Here is an 18,100-nt window from a genome sequence, read left to right as displayed (position 1 = left end):
GTTTTTTTTACAATGCCGTTATCGCTCTGTCCCAATCACCACTGCCTTAATTTTGTAATGAAAAAAGGGTATCGCTTACTGCTTGGTTTTTAATGCCGTACTGTTGGAACGCTTGCAGTACTTCAATCGCTTTGGCTTTTTCGTTTATGTGAATATAACAGTCGGCAAGTTCAAGGTAAATACGATAGTTTTTCCGATCCGCCTGCAACAAATGCGTTAAACTGGTTATTGCTTCATCATATTTTCCCTGTATCTTGCACAGAATCGCAAGCCCAAGTATCGCATAAGAATCATAATCGATATCGAGCGCACGCTGATAAATCTGCTCGGCTTTTTCATAATCGCCGATGTGCCGGTATGCATCGCCCATACGGGTAAGAATTACTTTATTATTCGGATCTTTACTCAGAATTGCTTCCCAGTATTTTATTGAATGTTGCTGCTGCTTCATACCACGATAACAATCGGCAAGACCAAAAAGTCCGTAAAAATTATCGGGATCTTTTTCAAGCGCTTTCTCAAAATAATACACACCGCGGTCGAATTGCTTCATCTTTCGGTAACAATTTCCAATCGATGTTAAGATACGGATATCGACATTTTCAGGATTTTGATCAAAAATCTTTTGCCAATAAACGAGCGCTTCTCGATACTTTTTAAAATCATAATGGAGGTGCCCCAAGCCGATGAGCGCATAAGGATTGTTCTCTTCGATCTCAAGTACTTTCAAATAGAGTTTTTTTGAATTTTGAAAATCATGTATCTTTCGATATGCATCAGCAACGCGGGTAAAGACGGTAATGTTTGCATTATCATGCTCAAGGTACTGTTCCCAAATTTCTATTGCCTTAGCATATAAATTCATATTTTTATAGCAATCTGCTAATCCGAACAAAGCATAATTATTCCCCGGATGGTGCCGTAAACATTCACTATAGTATTCTGCGGCTTCTTTGCATTTATTCCGCTTTCGTGCGGCATCCCCAAGTCCGACAAGGGCATAATTATTGTTTTCATCAAGTTCCAACATTTTTTTAAATTCAGCTTCTGCCCGATCAATTTCATTTGCTTTTAAGAGAAGGTAGCCCTCGCGTGAAAGCTTTGTAAGTTCATCGGTTCCTTCTGCGTGAGGAAGCTCTTGAGCAGGAAATAACGAATCGGTCTGCTCGGAATAACCATTTTCAATACTTTCAAACATTTTCTACTCCTTTTGTTTCAGTATCTATTAACACTCTAATGAGCCGAACAAGCGAATCAATAATCGGGTCGGATTTTCGTTTATTTTTCGCAAGACAATACATGCGGAGTGCTTCCAGTGTATTATCATGCGCAATATAGTAATCGCCGACTCTTGTAAGCCCGTCCGAATAACCGGTCGTAACAAAGATACGTTGAGCTTCGTTTATAAAGCCTTCGTTAAAGAGTTGGTTCCCGCGCCGGTTTAATACTACCTTTTGTTCAGAACTGAGAGGAGTGAGTGCGTTTTCCGTTACTTTAATAAAATGCTTATTGTCCGATTCCATTTTGCTTCGTCTTTAATAAATTCATAAACTTTTCTGAAAAACAGAACGATTTATTTTTAATACTGATGCACTTATTCTATAAGATAGGTGCGTTTATTGCAAGCCCCCGCATTTGCTGCACGAAAATCTGTTTTAAGAAGGTGCCTTAATTAGCTGATGGGAAACAAAACTAACTTGTTTAGTTCCGCATGTACGATGTTTTGCGCTTCATCTTCTTCAAAAGCATATTCCCTAAAATACCGCCCGAGGTTACGAAAATAAGATACAGCCATCCTGAAAGCGAAAAATGCGCAATCGGAGTAAACAGAGCGCCTATCACCAGTCCTACATTGATGAGATTCACCGAAAGCTTAAACGACGATACATCGCAATAATCGAACCAATGACAAGGTTCAAAATATCGAATTTGGACAGACCTTTTTTTTCTGCCGGCATATCGGAGCCCTGCAAATTACGATCCTAATTAAAATTGTACTTCGTAACAATGGGTTTCCGGCCGTTTTTTATATCGTTGAAATACTCATATACGCTTAAGCCCAAAAACGAACCCATGATATTGTATACATTCTTGTACCCACGACCTTGCATCGCACAAATCGCATTGTAACTGCGCTGGCTGGATCGGCAATGCACATACACAGGTTTATCCTTCGGAATCTCGTGCATCCGTTCCCTGAGTTGGCTTAAAGGAATATTGACTGCGTTTATAATATGCCCCATCTCGAATTCACGCGGTTCGCGCACATCGATAATACAGGCATTCCTTTCCACTAATTCGCGTACCATCGTAACCGGTACCTGTTTGAACACACCGTTCAAAATATTCATTCCCACCAGCGCCGCATGATTTACAACGTCTTTAGCGGTTCCGAACATGGGTGAATAACACAGCTCGAGCTCTTTTAAATCCTCAAGCGTACCGTTCAGCATGATAAACGAAGCAATAACATCGACACGCTTATCGACATTACCCTTTCCAACAGCCTGTGCCCCCAGAATTCTTCCCGACGGTTTTTCAAAGATAAGTTTGAAAAAGAGCGGATTCGAGGCGGGCATAAGACCGACCTTATCGCCCGGAATAACATACACATAATCGTACTGGATGCCGTTCTTTTTGCAGTCCTTTTCGTTAAGACCGGTGCAGGCAGCATTGTAATCAAAACAATGGATAACCGAAGAACCGATAACGCCCGTGTTTCTGTGCGGTATGCGGTACATATCGTCGGCAGCGGCACGAGCCTGCCGCTGGGCGGGGCCTGCAAGCGTAAGGCGTGTCTTTTTGTTGGTAATAAAATGCGTTACTTCTATGGCATCCCCGACGGCATAAATCCCGTCTACATTTGTTCGGTAATTATGGTCAACTAAAATGGCGCCTGTTTCGCCGAGCGTCACTCCTGCGGTCTTTGCCAGTTCCGTTTCGGGGCGTACACCAAGCGCCATAATAACGGCGTGCGCTTTCTCCTTTTTTCCGCTTTCCAGTACAATAAAATCGTTCCCGATTTCCTTAATGCCGTCGCCCAGAATAAGATTAATGCCCTTATCGTGCAATTCTTTATGCAGAATTTGTGCCATATCGTAATCGAAGGGAGCCATAACCTGATCCAATTTTTCGACAAGCGAAACATTTTTCCCTGCAAGCCGGAAATTTTCTGCAACTTCCATACCGATAAAACCTGCGCCAATAACAGCAATATCGTCTATCTTATTGGCCTGAACATAATCGTCTATCTTTTTTATATCGACTACGTTGCGTACAGTAAACACGTGCGGTTTATCATGCCCCTTAACGGAAGCGGGCACAATCGGCGAAGCACCGGGCGACAACACCAGCACATCATAAGCTTCTTCAAATTCCTTGCCGGAAGTCAAATCCTTTACGGTAACCGTTTTGGCCGCAGCATTTACCTTTAATACCTCGTGCGAGGTTTTTGCAATGATATTATATTGCTTTTTAAATTGCTCCGGCGTCATTAAAACGAGGTTCTCACTTGCAGGCACCATTCTGCTTAAGAAAAACGGCAGACAACAGTTAGAAAAAGAGACATTCGATCCTCTTTCGAACATGATAATTTCGGCGCTTTCGTCCAAACGTCTTACACGGGCGGCGGCGGAAGCTCCGCCTGCGACGCCTCCGGCAATCACAACTTTTTTTGCCATATTATTCCTCCTGGTAAAGGCAGAGTCAATTTGAACTGCCCATTCATTATACAAGTCATTATAAAAATATATATAAAAAAATACGACACTTCTTCTCAGAATATAGCGTATTCCGTTTATAGAAGGAGAAACGAGCGATTAAAGGTTAAATTGAAACGATGGAGATTCAAACAAGAAGGCGTCGAAGAATTGGGACACCTTCTTGTTTAAGTTTTCACGGAAGTCGGTTAAACTCTAAATTTATTAACTTCGGATACTAAGCTTTCAATATTGTGCTTATTTTTTTGTGTAATTTCATTTACTTCCTGTACAGCGTTATTGATTTGAACCGCTCCTGCTGCCATTTCATTCATACTGTCGGTAATGATACGAGTAAGATCGTTGAGCTTTTGCATCTCTTCCGCAACGCCTTCACCCCCTTTGAGCATTTCGGCAGACCCCTCGCTTACTTCAACCGTTACCATATTGATATTTTTAATTGCGGTAAGCACTTCCTTGCTGCCGTTTTCCTGTTCACGCATCGCTTCGGTCAGACGATCGCTCATCGATTTTACCTGTTCCGATAAGTTAAAGATGGTACTGAATTTTTCTTCGGCAGTTCTGGAAGAATCCGAAAGCGTTTCAATTTCTCCGCTTAAAATTTTCAGTGTTGCAGTTATTGCTTTACCTTGTGTTGCAGAATCTTCCGCAAGTTTGCGGATTTCGTCGGCGACAACCGCAAAACCTTTACCGGCTTCTCCTGCATGAGCTGCCTCTATAGCGGCATTCATAGCAAGTAGGTTTGTCTGCGAAGCGATATGCTGAATAACGCTCGACGCTTCCAACAAGCTGCCCGATTCCTCTGCAATTTTCTGTGTTACGGTATTGGCGGTCGCGACCGTCTCTTTCCCGTCCCCTGTTGCAGAGGCCAGCTTTTTAATAGCACCGTCGGTACTTTCAAGCGTCTTGGTAATTGAAGCGATATTTGCAACCATCTGTTCTATAGAAGAAGATGACTGCGCAACACTTTCCGCCTGCATTTCGATACTGCCATTAAGCTGCTTAATCGTTCGAACGATCTCTTCAATAGTGGCTGCCGTTTCGGTTACGCTTGCGGCTTGTGTCATTGCCTGTTGTTTTACACCTTCGATATTGGCGCTTATTTCGTTGATGGCGCTCGCGGTTTCTACCATGTTGGAAGCAAGCTCATTTCCGACTTCTTCCATCGATTGGCTATTTACGCCGACGGCACGTATCGATAATCCAATCTTCTCGATTGTTTCATTGAAGTATGCGGACAAATTCGTTATTTCATCATTCCCAAAAACCGGCAAGCGAACCGTTAAATCCCCTTCGCCGTGAGCAATATCTCCCAATGCAGCGACAACCGCCTGAACAGGCTGCATCATTTTATAGGCGATAATATACACAATGACAAGCGATAATACTAAAATAATAATACCGGTAAGCATAATGCCTTTGCGAAGCGCGTTCACGGTTCCCATAAATTCATCCACCGGAGCTTTTATAATAACAGTCCAGCCGGTTGACGGTATGGTAGCATAAGATGCTATATTATTGATGCCGTTATACTCATAGTATCCTACAGAAGATACTTGGGATGCCAAAGCTTGTTTTTCAAATGCCGCTAGAGACGTAAGTGCTGCGTCTGTTTTCGCTTTTTCTTGTGAATTAGCACGGTTCTGCACTAACGTGAAATCTCTATGTGCAATAACTGTACCCGACGAATCTTCAATATAACAATATCCATTTTTGCCGACTACAATATTATCTATTTCTTGGGAAAGCAATTTTGCCGGTGCCGCCGCACTAAGAACACCGATGATGGTATCCATGTCGTCATAGATCGGAACAGCAAAGAGTATTTGCATAGTATTCGTTATTTGCGAAAGGAATGGTTCCGTAATATAGTTTTTTCCCTTAGCAGCGGACTGAAACCATTCCCTGTCACTTACAAGCGTGAGGGATCTATGCGCGTCATACCGATTACCTTCGAGATCGCATACGCCGAAGTAATCTATATTTGTATTCCGTTCCGCTTCTATTGTTATCATTCGCGCCTTTTCCTGCAATGAAAGACTGTTATCACGTAAAAACGGCATACGGGCAAGTCCTTCTACAAATTGTACAAAGGAAGAGGCTCTTCCGTCGACAATTTCTGCAACGTCTGTTGCCTTGTCGGTAAGATGGACTTCAATTTTTTCCATAACGGCTTTACGGGCTGTTCTTATTGCCAAAGTTCCCAGCGTAATGACCGCCGCTAAAATCAATAACCCGAAAAATAAAACGAGCTTATATCTAAGCGGGAAAATTCGTTTTCCGGTATTCATAAGATACCTCCCGTCTTGTAATGATGATTTCCGCACGTACGTATCGGGTATTATACTTTTTTCATTCATTTTGTCAAGTATCTCCTTTTAATATCAAGATTACATCAAACTACCGCATTACATTGAATGTCGTGGAGGATCGTCCATGTTAGCAGTGAATAGTTGATACAAGAATCCGCTACTATATGGAGTACTTCACTTGTAGGATGTGTAGCCGTTAAAACGGCCTATAAAGAAAAGCCGATATTATTGAATCCCCGTATATCAGCTTTCTCTAATTAAGAGCAGATACTATCATTTTACTATTGACTGTTCAAGCGTTTAATTGCTTTATAATATTGAAATTAAAATATTGTTACACGATATACACCGAAAAATTGACATTCTAAATGATAACAGCTACAATAAACAACTATTTACGAGGTAATTCATGGCACTATTTTTCCGTGTTTGTTCGGGGCTGTCTTTCGTTTTTTCTCTCCTATTAATTGTCAATAATATGCATGGTTTAGCCTTTGTAGGAAGTGTTGCCGGTGTTATTTTCTCTTCCGCGCTCACTTACGCGCAATTAAAGTTAAACCGGAAGAGAACCTATATCTCACTCGTTTTTACGAGAAAGCTCTTTGACTACTGGCCGTTTGTTATGATAGCTTGCTTTATATGCTCCCGTGCACTTGTAGAGCATTCACCTTATACAATGGATGCCATTCTTGCGCTGCTGTGGTTCGGTATTTTTATTTTAAAATCGCGTACTGTCCATTATCTCAGAAACAAGAACTTACAAAAATATTTTCCGGATATCAAACCTATTCAAAAGAAAAAAATCTTTTCGCGCAAAGGGAAAAAATTGAGAGAGCGCATAAAAATAATTTTAACCGAGCTGCGTAATAAAAAAACGATTAAAGAAATAATAAAACAAGTTTTAATTGAACTGCTCGAATGGGTGGATGCCGCTTTTTACGCGATCTTTTTTGTGCTATTAGTCAACATCTTTATTTTTCAGGTATACCGCATTCCATCGGAATCTATGGTGCCGGAGTTTATGATCGGTGATACGGTTATCGGCGTTAAAACTCCTTCGGGGCCTTTTTTTCCGCTTTCGTCTTTTAGACTTCCGCAATGGAAAAAATATCAGCGCGGCGATATCGTTATCCTGAACAACCCGAATTATCCCGACACGCCCAAGGCACGGCTTAAAACGTTTATGTCGCAGTTGGTGTATATGCTCACCCTTGCACGAGTAAACCTTAACACCGATGACAACGGCAAACCGAAAGCGGATCCGCTGGTAAAGCGGGTTACCGGACTTCCCGGCGAAAAGCTGATGCTGGTCGACGGAGTTTTATACGTTAAACATCGCGGCGATACCGAATTTTTACCGGTAGAAGAAGATAGCCTCTATGCAAATTGGGATTTAGCAAGTCTTCCCATATCAGAACGCCGGTTAATCAAAGATATATATATCGGCTCCGAAGAACTGCGTATAATGGAAGCAGTTGAATCACAGCGAAAAGCACTCAACTTAAACGATGCAGTAAAGCAAACCGAATCGCTTGTCAACCGGCTTTCGCTTTTAAAAGGCAATAACGACACGGCGGCAGCTGCAGATTTCTTACAGGAAGCTGAATATGAGATGAGCGCACTCTTTCGTGCAAACGATACGATAAGCCGCGAAATTTTAACCACCAACGGCGGGCTTGCATGGTTCCGCAGCTTTATGACAAGTTGGGTTCCTTATTGGCAAAGCGGCGATACACAGGACGCTTCGTTATACGAAAAACGGTTTGCGCAGTTGAATGCACTTATCAAGCTCTGCTTCGGTAAAATCATTATCCGCAATATTGAACTGTTCCGTGCAAACGCTACGGCGGAGCAATTCATCAACGACGAAGTGCGGAACAGTCTTTTACAAGAAGCGCAAACCTACGCCTTTTATCTTGCATGGACTAATCAGCGCAACATGAATGTCTTCCCTGCCGGACAGGATGAGTACATTCCTGAAAATGCGTATTTTATGATGGGGGACAACCGGTTTAATTCAACAGATATGCGCCATTCCACTGTTTTTAAGCTGACCTCCGTAGATAAAAACGATGTACAATCCATTCGATTTTTAAGTAATATTGAACCGAAATATGTCCCTGCGGAAAAAATACTCGGTACGACGATACTGCGGGTATTTCCCTTCTCGCGATTTGGAGCTTTATAAATGCAATTGGAACCCGCACAAGAACAGATTAATGCATGGTTTAAAAACCTTGGCTTTCCTTCTTTATTGATGCATGAGCCGAAAGCTCATTTTGACTTTACTACTGCCTCTCGCCGTATCCTGGTGGTAGGGCCGATGGGGTCGGGAAAAACCGAATATGCGGGACACGTATGGAGAGATGCACAAGTCGCCCGTACCAAAAGCGGCGCCGTGCAAAAGCTGACCAGCGGAGCAAATTCTCAAAAAGATTTGTTTGACCCTGCAAGCGGTATCGGCTCGGCGGATAGGCGATATACTTTTTTTGCACGCTACAGCCTCGATAAAGAGCGTTTTCCCGACTATCCTGAGGATGCGCTTGCCTACCGCGGCGGCTACCAGCGGTGCGGGGAACATATTGCGACAGTCGGCAATTCGTTTGCGCTTGAAAGACTATTACAGGAAAATCCGCATATCGGTACCTGGATTATCGATGAGGCAGCATTTTATGACGAACGGCTCGCATACGTGATTAAAAAAGAAAGCGACCGCCGCGGCCTTGTGTTTGTGATGCCGACCTTGCTGCTAAACTTCCGCGGCGAAATTTTCAATGCAACAGCGCGGCTGCTGGTAGAAACGGCAACGGAAATATATCCGTTCTCCGCTTATTGCGAACATCCAGACTGTCTGCAAAATGGCTACAATACCTATCGATACTACATTGTAAACGGCGTTGAATGCCCCGCGCTCTATTTTGATCCGCTGATTATCATCGGGGGAGACCGCAAAAAAGAAGACCCTTTTGAACCGAATTACTGTACCCGCTGCGATCAGCACCATTTTTTACCCGGTAAGCAGTACACGTTCTTTACGTTAAAGCCGCTTGGAATAGAAGCAAGCAGAGGAAATATGCAGCCGCTTATGCAGGAACTTGCGGCAATTCAAGATAATATGGAGCATTCCATATTATTTAATACGTTTAAGACTGAATATCTCGATTGCGCCAATCCTTCGCCTGAACGGATCAATGCGCTCCGTGTTCCCTGCATCGCAGAACGGGCGCTCATCTTCCTTTTTGCCGAACAGAATCTACTCTCCGCCGATCAAATGCGCACATTGGTAAAAGAGCTGCACTTAAATAAGGAGTATCTTGATAAGCGGCTATCCGATAACAAACGACCGCTTGTGTGGAACTGAACAGGCACATTATTTGTGCGGAAGGTTTGATACCTTTGTTCTTATCCGTTCCCCATTATTTTCATCGGTTTTGTGTACCGGCTTGCCAGAATGCAAACGGAAATAAGCCGACAACGCCCAAGTACAAGATAACCTTTAGCGTAGATGAGGTCTTTACAGCAAAGACAAACAAAACAGAAATAAAAACCGATACTACCGTCGAAAAGGACAAAACCGTAGCCATTACCTTAAAGCCCGATGACGGCTTTAAGGTAATGGGCTGAACGCTTGACAATCAACACCCCCGACGCAGATCATTGCCGAGAAACGGCAGGTATTAAACCGCACGAATAAAAAAGATGATTTTTTCTCCATTTCTTTAGCCATTTTTGCATCAGTGCTTTATAAGAGATATTACTAACGGAGGCGAAAGATGGCTAAAAAACCATTTGAAGAATTAACAATCGCAGACGATTTTATGTTCTGCAAAGTCATGGAACATGAATCTATTTGTAAAGAATTTCTTGAGATACTCTTTAACGCTAAGATAGAGAAAATCACGTATCTATCGTCCCAAAATACCGTTACCACTAATTCGAGCGCAAAAAATGTTCGTCTTGACGTATTGGTAAAAGACGAAGCCGGTACATCTTATGATATTGAGATGTGTTTTCCGATAGACGTCCGTGTCTATCGGAAAACACGAGTTTTGCCATTCGGCAAAACATCGCTGCTGCTAGAACCAGCGGCATCCATGCCGCTGCTGAACCAGACTTTTCGAAAAAAGCCTTCCGTTAGCCTTTTGTAAATAGGCGGAGTAGATGCTAGGAGCGTACAAAAAACACCCGCAGGCGTACTTGCTGTACGTCGAGGACTGTTTTTTGTTAAGCGACAACGCAGATACCCGCATATTTTCAAAAGATACAAAAAAAGATTATATTGAGAATGCAAATGCATTTAGCACAGCAGATAATAAAGATTTACAGGGCTTTTTACAATATGTAAAAACCGGTAAGGTAACAACTGAATATACAGGGAGGATAGAGCAGATGATACAGACAGTAAAACAGAATGAATTAGCACGGAGAGAATACCATATTTTACCGGTAGCTCTTATGGACGCTTTCGATGAAGGTGAAGCCAAAGGTTTCGCCGAAGGTTCCCGCCAAGCAAAACTCGAAACAGCAAAGATACTAAAACAGTACGGAGATTCCATGCAAAAGATAATACAAGCTACCGGTCTTACTCGAGAAGATGTTGAAGCGATTAAATAAGACGTCAGTGGTTTCGGATAGCAACGAGTTTTTCACTGAAAAACTCGTAATTCAAAGATGTACAAGGAAGTACATCTTTGAATGATGCTGTTCATGGCGCTGTTGACCAGTGTACGTCCCTGTACGCTGGTCAACGACGAGTTTTTGCGCAGCAAAAACGTCGCTGCTATATGGAACCACCACCGTCCGTGGCGGTGCTGTTTTTATTTTTTTGGAAGGTCACTGCGGGTTTTAATGACCTGTAAGATGAGCCCGTAATTCACCGCTTCGTCTGCCGAAAGCCAATAGTCGCGATCGGTATCTTTAGCAACCTCAGCTACGTCCTTACCGGTTTCTTCGGCGATAAGCGCATTAATTTTTGTGCGGATTTTTTCGATTTCTTTTGCATGGATTTCGATATCCGTTGCGACCCCTTTGATGCCGGATAACGGCTGATGGATGAGGTAGTGACTATTCGGCAACCCAAGCCGATAGTTTTTCGGCGCCGCTAAAAGAATAAGCGCACCTGCACTGGCTACCAATCCCATTCCGATCGTATAAACCGGCGGCTTAATGAACCGAATCATATCAAAAATCGCAAAACCGGCATCAACATCTCCGCCCGGAGAATCGATATACACATAAATCGGTTTTGAAGCGGAATCGGATTCGAGTATCAAAAGCTGACGGATAACCTTTTCCGCCAGCTCTTTATTCACTTCACCCGACAAGATAATTTGACGGGTATTCAAGAACTTCTGCATCAGCTGATCATTTGCGCTATCGCTTGTTTTTTCCTTTGATGTTTCTTCCGCGTTATAAAAAGTATTCATGAGGTGTCCTTTATGAGTATAAAACATCCCTGAACCGTTTTGATTTTCAGAAATGCCTATCAATAAAAATACGGTTGTCATAAAAACCGTTGACGTACTACCATACTAAAAAAGCGCACTTTAGTACAGCGGGTATGGAATGCGTGCGCAGAAACGCCATAGATGCGCCTGCCGTTAGCCTTTTGAAATAGACTGTTAAGCAGTTGTACATCCCTGTACAACTGCTTAACGACGAGATTTGTGCATAACACAAATCTCGCTACTGCATAGAACCACGGACATCCCTGTCTGTGCTGAAATACTATTTGCCGTTAGCCTTTTGAAATAGCCTGTCCAGAAGTGTACATCCGTGTACACTTCTGAACGCGAGTTTTTGCGGAGCAAAAACGTCGCCGTTGCGTGGAACCCCGGACATCCCTGTCCGTTCTGATACGTTGAAGATTAATTTGTGTGCAGCAACGCCGTAGCCGTATATTTTGCCGTAAGCCTTTTGAAATAGACGATGCAGATACAAGGAATACGGTAAAAAAGTACCGCAGGCGTATCTTTGATACGTTGAGGACACTTTTTTACCGTATGACGCAGTAGATGCGTCGTATATTTCAAAAGCTCCCGAGGCGTTTAATCTCTTCGATCTTATCCCTCACCACCGCCGCCTCTTCAAACAACAACATATCGGCATATTCAGCCATCTGCGCTTCGAGCTTTTTGATAAGCTTTTTGCGGTCGGCGGGGTTCAGAATATTGAAGCTGTTGACCAGCGGCTCGGTTTCGGCGCGGGCGGCTTCTTTTTTGATTTCCGTTTCGCGTACCAAAATATCTTCAATCGATTTTTTTATGGTTTTAGGCGTAATGCCGTGCTCATCGTTGTAGGCTTGCTGAATTGAACGGCGGCGGGTGGTTTCTTCTATTGTTTCCTTCATCGCGTCGCTGATACGGTCGGCATACATCACCACGCTGCCGTTGGCATTACGCGCCGCCCGCCCGACAATCTGTACGAGGCTGGTGGTTGACCGCAAAAAGCCGATTTTATCCGCGTCGAGGATGCCGATAAACGACACTTCCGGCAGGTCGATACCTTCCCGCAGGAGGTTAATCCCGATAAGCACATCGAACTCACCCGCCCTCAAGCCTTTGAGGATTTCTACCCGCTCGATGGTTTCCACCTCGCTGTGAATGTACTTTACCTTTAAGCCCAGACCGGTGAGGTAGTCGGTAAGGTCTTCCGCCATCTTCTTGGTGAGGGTGAGGATAAGACTCCGCTCATCCTTTGCGATACGCTTTCTCACCTCGCCGTAGATATGCTCCATCTGCCCCTCGCTCGGATGAATTTCGATGAGCGGGTCTAACAGACCGGTCGGGCGGATGAGCTGCTCAACAACGCGGGTAGAATATTGCAATTCTTTGGGGCCGGGTGTTGCGGAAACAAAGACAGCCTGATTGAGCATTGTTTCAAACTCATTGATTTTAAGCGGGCGGTTATCCAGCGCGCAGGGAAGCCGGAAGCCGAAGTCTACAAGGTTCTGCTTGCGGCTGCGGTCGCCTTCGTACATAGCGCCGATCTGCGGAAAGGTTACGTGGCTTTCATCCATAAAAAGGAGGAAGTCTTTGGGAAAGTAATGAAAAAGCGTTGCAGGAGGCTCGCCCGGCTTGCGGTTTGCGATCGGCGCAGAGTAGTTTTCTATGCCCGGGCAATGCCCCATCTCGGAGAGCATTTCGATATCGTATTCGGTACGGGTTTTCAGCCGTTCAGCCTCAAAGAGCTTTCCCTGCGCCTTGAGCGTTTCCAAACGTGCATCAAGCTCCTGCTTAATCCGTTCGATAGCATTGGGAATAGCATTTTCCGGCATAACAAAGTGCTTTGCAGGATAAATCGAAAGCTCTTCGTATTCTTGGCTCACCTCGCCGGTCAGCGGGCTAAAGCGGCGGATACGCACAATCTCTTCCCAGTCAAACTCGATGCGGTAGGCTTCTTCCATATACGCAGGGAATATTTCCATCACATCGCCCTTCACACGGAACCGACCACGCTCTAACACCGCATCATTGCGCTCGTATTGCAGACTGATCAGCTGTTTTTTGAGTTTACCGGGATCAACGGTCTGCCCTTTTTCTATGGTGATGCGTAAATCGCGCCACGATTCGGGTAAGCCCAAGCCGTAAATGCACGACACTGTTGACACAACGATAACATCCCGCCGCTCCATCAAACTGAATGTTGCCGAAAGCCGGAGTCGGTCTATCTCATCGTTGATAGAAGCGTCTTTTTCGATATAGAGGTCTCGCGCCGGGACATAAGCCTCCGGCTGGTAGTAATCATAGTATGAAACAAAGTATTCGACGGCATTTTCTGGGAAAAAGCCTTTGAACTCACGGTAGAGCTGCGCCGCAAGCGTCTTGTTGTGGCTGATAATCAGCGTCGGTTTCTGCACCGCTTGAATAATGTTCGCCATCGTAAAAGTCTTGCCCGAACCGGTAACACCTTTGAGCGTTTGGAACCGGTCACCCGCAAGTATGCCGTCCGCAAGCTGCCGTATCGCATCCCCTTGGTCGCCCGAAGGCTGATAATCCGCTATCAGTTTAAACTGTTTCATATATGGATGAGATTGTACTGTATTCTGTAGTTTATTTCTATCATTTTGGTACGGGTACACGAAAATACGCAGTAAAGAATGTAATATCACCGACGTCTGTTGCGGTGCTGATGCGTTTATCCTGGGTGTAGTCGGAAATTTGCTTGTAAAAAGCACCCTCATATATTATAATAAATCAATGGAAAATTATAATAAATCCGCGAGCGGACAGGGCGATGCGCTTTTTGTCTGCGGCGGATGCAATGCAAAAATCGGTGCAGGGGTTTTGAGCGCCTTACTGAAAACACTCCCCAAGACTTCACACGAAGGCTTATTGGTCGGCTTCGACAGCTCCGATGATGCGGCCGTTATTCAGCTGACACCCGATATAGCAGTCATCCAGACCCTTGATTTTTTCCCGCCGATGGTAACCGATCCTATCCTTTTCGGGCAGATTGCAGCAGCAAATGCTCTCAGTGATGTGTACGCGATGGGTGGAGAGCCGGTATGTGCAATGAACATTGTCTGCTATCCTGAGGAAGCAACCCGCGATAATGCATACGCAGCGCTGCAAAGCATTCTAACCGGCGGCGCGGAAAAGGTGAAAGAAGCAGGGGCGGCACTCGTTGGCGGGCACTCCATCCACGACCCCAAAATAAAATACGGACTTTCCGTGATGGGAACGATACACCCTGAGCGCATTTGGCGAAACAACACCCCGCAGGCGGGAGATGTGTTATTTTTAACCAAAAAACTGGGGATCGGGATTATCACCACCGCGTACAGCGCAGGAGAAGTCTCCCGCGCCGCCTTTGACGAAGCGGCTGCCTCAATGACCTACCTCAATAAATACGCAGCCGAAATTCTCCGGAACTTTACCGTTCATGCCTGCACTGATGTAACCGGTTTCGGCTTGGGCGGACATCTTTCGGAAATGACCGGTACGGATTTTACCGCCCGCCTTGACGCAAGCCATATTCCCTATATCGAGACAGCGTATCAGGCAGCCGGTGAATTTTTGCTTACCGCCGGCGGACAGCGGAACCGGAACTTTGCTCAAGGGAAAATTCACTTCGGCATAAAAGATTTTGCACTTGAAGAAATTATCTTTGACCCGCAAACCTCAGGCGGTTTACTTTTTGCCGTCAGCCCTGCCGAAGCGGAAAAAATCAAACCGGCCTTTGCCGAGGCAGGCATCAGCCTATTCCAAATCGGCGCCATCGAATCTCGCGCGGATTATCCGATTGTGGTGAGTTGATGGTTACTTAATATCTATGGAGGAAAATGATGATTGAAGTAAATGCGATGGGCAAAGCGTGTCCCATTCCCGTCATTATGACGAAAAAAGTATTGCGCGAAAACACTGCAGGGGAAAACATCCTGATACGGGTGGATAACGAAATTGCGACCCAGAATCTGACCAAGATGGCAGGGCAGCTGAATATCAAAGCAAGCGTTACCAAGCTGAACGATGCGGAATACACCGTACTCTACGACTTTCAAGGCTGCGAGGCTTGTGCTATTTTGAACGACACAAGCGTGTTGGAACAAGGCGCTGACGAATATGTTGTGGTGATCAATTCCGACAAGATGGGCACCGGCGATGAAGGTTTCGGCACAAAGCTGTTGGAGAACTTTGTGTATGCGCTGACCGAACAGGATCGAATCCCTAAAATGGTGGTGATGTATAACTCCGGTGTCCGCCTTGCAACCGAGAACGAAAAAACCGTCAATGATTTAAAAACCTTGCAGGAAAAGGGGACGGAAGTGCTTGCGTGTGGGCTGTGTTTGGATTTCTACGGCTTAAAAGAGAAACTGCAAGTCGGTTCGGCTACCAATATGTACCGTATTACGGAAATTATGCGTACCAATAAGGTCGTAAAGCCCTAAGCCATGCAGAACGAAGTATTTTGCGTTATTTCATTTGATAGTACTCATCAGGCAATCGCAGCGGAAATGGCAGTGACCGGTCTCTCCGGCGCCCGCCTGATCCCGCTCCCTCCGGAAATTTCAGAAGGCTGCGGGATGGCGCTGCGGGTCAACCGTGAAGATGCGGAAAAAGCGGTTGACTTATTAAAAACAAGCGGAGCCGCGTATCAGGATGTGTATCTGCTCACCGTCCAAGGCTCGGACAGAACCGCAGTGAAGATGTCTGGGAAATAGTCAGAAGGGTAAGTAGTATGATTTATTTTGATAATAGCGCGACAACGCTCCATAAGCCCGACAGTGTTGCAGATGCAGTGTATGACGCGATTGCCTCTCAGCAGTTTGCAAATCCGGGACGTGCTGCGCATAAAACCGCCCATGCGGCGCTCGCCTCTTTGTATAAAACCCGTGTTGCCGTTGCCCGTATCTTCCATATAACAGATCCGCTGCAAGTTGCACTGTGCCAAAATGCAACGACAGCCTTGAATCTCGTGTTCAAAAGTTTGTTCGGAGCAGGCGATCATCTCATTACCACTGCGCTTGAACATAACTCGGTCTTGCGTCCGCTCTATCAGCTGGAAAGTCAAGGGGCGGAGCTGTCGATTGTCGGCTTTGATCTTGAAACAGGCGAGCTTGACTATACGGCAATGGAAGCGCAGATACGGAGCAATACCAAGGCGATTATTGTTACCGCCTGCTCCAATGTTATCGGCGCCGTTCCCGATATGCAGCGAATTTACGGCTTATGCAGAAAGAATGGATTGACGCTGATTATCGATGCCTCCCAAAGCGCCGGTACCATGCCGATGGATATTTCGCAGTATGAACAAACCATTGTCTGCTTTACCGGTCACAAGGGATTATATGGTCCGCAGGGTACCGGCGGCATCATAGTGAACGGTGACTTTGCTTTTAAGCCGGTGTTTTCCGGCGGCAGCGGCATTCATTCTTTTGACAAAACACACCCCGCGACAATGCCCGATGTCTTTGAAGCCGGTACCATGAATGTGCCTTCCTTTGCGGGACTGACGGCAGGATGTGCATATATCGAACAGCTTGGACAAGAGAACGCCGCTGCGTATTTAGCAAAGCTGCGCGCATACTTTTTCAAGCTCGCCGCAGACCTTCCGTTTATCACGCTCTATGCACCGAACGTACAAAATGCCGGTCCTGTTATCGGGCTGAACATTGGAACCGTGCCGTCTGCGGAAGTGAGCCGCCTCCTTGATGAGCGGTACGGCATTGCAACCCGTCCGGGTGCCCCACTGCGCTCCGCTTGTGCACCGGAGCTATAAAACGGAAGCGCAAGGGATTGTCCGCTTCAGCTTTTCTACGTTTAATACGACGGAAGAGATAGAGGCTAGTATCGATGCTCTTGGGGCCATCAGCGAGTCCTTTTGAAATATGCGGGTATCTCCTTCGTTGCTGCGAAAAAATTAATCCTCAACGTATCAAAGATACGCCTGCGGTTAATTTTTCCTCGCGCCTCGGATCTACCTCGCCTATTTCAAAAAGGCTTACGGAGGAGTATGCTTTACGATACGCTGCTGCTGAAAAATTAATCCTCAACGTATCATTTCCGACATGGATGTCGGTGGTTTTCGACAGGAGCGAGTTCGCATTGCGAACTCGTCGTTAAGCAGTTGTACAGGGATGTACAACTGCTTAACAGTCTATTTCAAAAGGCTTACGGAAAATGTGTTTTCAAAAGCGGTAGAGGTGTGTGCAGCGCATTGAGTACTGCAATAAAAATTGCCGTATCGTAGTCGTTCGTTCCGATTTGCAAACTGGCGATATCGCTCAATGGGAAAGGAACAATCCGCCGCTGCTTCAAAGTCGCCGGTAGTCATATTGAGAAAAATAGCGGTGGTAAGCGTTTCCGTTTTCATACCGGTAATTCCGGCCAGCATCATACAAGCGCCGAATTCTCCCAACACTCGTGCAAAGCATATTATCCAGATGCACCCTATCTGATATTTGAGGTTTGGAAGCACAATATGAAAAAATATCTGTACATTGGATAAGCTGAGATTTTTTCCGATAAAAACATAATTATGATCGAGCATATCAAAAAGTGCGGAAAAGTTTTTAACGGCATGGGGGATTATCAATTTCAAAATATTTTTATATCTTTATGGAGAAAA

At 45.1% G+C, this 18,100-nt stretch carries 14 protein-coding genes and 1 pseudogene; 8 read left to right on the top strand and 7 right to left on the bottom strand.

The features are described from left to right. Positions 1–46: 46 nt before the first annotated feature. The 4 genes from GWP43_RS10750 to GWP43_RS10735 form a co-directional block, all read right to left on the bottom strand. Positions 47–1,198, bottom strand: a complete 1,152-nt coding sequence (locus GWP43_RS10750; RefSeq protein ID WP_162664156.1) for a tetratricopeptide repeat protein — start codon at positions 1,196–1,198, stop codon at positions 47–49. Beyond that, complete coding sequence (locus tag GWP43_RS10745) at positions 1,191–1,523, bottom strand: hypothetical protein (RefSeq protein WP_162664155.1); 333 nt, start codon at positions 1,521–1,523, stop codon at positions 1,191–1,193. The genes GWP43_RS10750 and GWP43_RS10745 overlap by 8 nt, the downstream gene beginning before the upstream one ends. A gap of 459 nt (positions 1,524–1,982) precedes the next feature. Continuing rightward, complete coding sequence (locus GWP43_RS10740) at positions 1,983–3,680, bottom strand: FAD-dependent oxidoreductase (protein WP_162664154.1); 1,698 nt, start codon at positions 3,678–3,680, stop codon at positions 1,983–1,985. Positions 3,681–3,907: 227 nt separating this feature from the next. Then, positions 3,908–6,010 (bottom strand): methyl-accepting chemotaxis protein, encoded by a 2,103-nt coding sequence (locus GWP43_RS10735; RefSeq protein ID WP_162664153.1) that lies wholly within the window; start codon positions 6,008–6,010, stop codon positions 3,908–3,910. A 430-nt stretch (positions 6,011–6,440) separates the two neighbouring features. Between GWP43_RS10735 and lepB the strand changes: the two genes are divergently transcribed. From lepB to GWP43_RS15640, 4 genes and pseudogenes are all read left to right on the top strand, one after another. Next, positions 6,441–8,219 (top strand): signal peptidase I, encoded by a 1,779-nt coding sequence (gene lepB / locus GWP43_RS10730; RefSeq protein ID WP_162664152.1) that lies wholly within the window; start codon positions 6,441–6,443, stop codon positions 8,217–8,219. Further along, positions 8,220–9,392, top strand: a complete 1,173-nt coding sequence (locus GWP43_RS10725; protein WP_162664151.1) for a thymidine kinase — start codon at positions 8,220–8,222, stop codon at positions 9,390–9,392. Positions 9,393–9,418: 26 nt separating this feature from the next. Next, positions 9,419–9,655, top strand: a complete 237-nt coding sequence (locus GWP43_RS10720; protein ID WP_162664150.1) for a hypothetical protein — start codon at positions 9,419–9,421, stop codon at positions 9,653–9,655. A 189-nt stretch (positions 9,656–9,844) separates the two neighbouring features. After that, positions 9,845–10,645 (top strand): annotated as a pseudogene (locus GWP43_RS15640) (nuclease/transposase family protein); the annotation flags it as partial. Positions 10,646–10,848: 203 nt separating this feature from the next. Here the strand turns inward: GWP43_RS15640 and GWP43_RS10705 are convergent. Together GWP43_RS10705 and uvrB are read right to left on the bottom strand one after the other, a co-directional pair. Continuing rightward, positions 10,849–11,457: an ATP-dependent Clp protease proteolytic subunit gene (locus tag GWP43_RS10705; RefSeq protein ID WP_162664148.1), complete on the bottom strand. Its 609-nt coding sequence runs from the start codon at positions 11,455–11,457 to the stop codon at positions 10,849–10,851. Positions 11,458–12,059: 602 nt separating this feature from the next. After that, complete coding sequence (uvrB, locus tag GWP43_RS10700) at positions 12,060–14,051, bottom strand: excinuclease ABC subunit UvrB (RefSeq protein WP_162664147.1); 1,992 nt, start codon at positions 14,049–14,051, stop codon at positions 12,060–12,062. Positions 14,052–14,229: 178 nt separating this feature from the next. On the opposite strand from uvrB, the gene selD reads away from it, so the two are divergent. The 4 genes from selD to GWP43_RS10680 are packed head-to-tail and all read left to right on the top strand — an operon-like array spanning position 14,230 to position 17,251. Continuing rightward, on the top strand, positions 14,230–15,288 hold the full coding sequence (gene selD, locus GWP43_RS10695) for a selenide, water dikinase SelD (protein WP_162664146.1): 1,059 nt from the start codon (positions 14,230–14,232) through the stop codon (positions 15,286–15,288). A gap of 29 nt (positions 15,289–15,317) precedes the next feature. Continuing rightward, complete coding sequence (gene yedF, locus GWP43_RS10690; RefSeq protein ID WP_162664846.1) at positions 15,318–15,920, top strand: sulfurtransferase-like selenium metabolism protein YedF; 603 nt, start codon at positions 15,318–15,320, stop codon at positions 15,918–15,920. 3 nt (positions 15,921–15,923) lie between these two features. Beyond that, the gene (locus GWP43_RS10685; RefSeq protein WP_162664145.1) at positions 15,924–16,193 is read left to right on the top strand and encodes a putative Se/S carrier protein; all 270 of its coding nucleotides are present in this window, start codon (positions 15,924–15,926) and stop codon (positions 16,191–16,193) included. A 17-nt stretch (positions 16,194–16,210) separates the two neighbouring features. Beyond that, positions 16,211–17,251 (top strand): aminotransferase class V-fold PLP-dependent enzyme, encoded by a 1,041-nt coding sequence (locus GWP43_RS10680; RefSeq protein WP_230977675.1) that lies wholly within the window; start codon positions 16,211–16,213, stop codon positions 17,249–17,251. A gap of 378 nt (positions 17,252–17,629) precedes the next feature. Here the strand turns inward: GWP43_RS10680 and GWP43_RS10675 are convergent, their stop codons facing one another. Beyond that, positions 17,630–18,073 (bottom strand): ABC transporter permease, encoded by a 444-nt coding sequence (locus GWP43_RS10675; RefSeq protein ID WP_203232405.1) that lies wholly within the window; start codon positions 18,071–18,073, stop codon positions 17,630–17,632. Positions 18,074–18,100 lie beyond the last annotated feature (27 nt).

The sequence above is a fragment of the Treponema vincentii genome, assembly GCF_010365865.1.
Lineage (GTDB): Bacteria > Spirochaetota > Spirochaetia > Treponematales > Treponemataceae > Treponema.
Note: the sequence above shows the minus strand (reverse complement) of the source record. Positions and strands in the feature narration are given on the sequence as shown.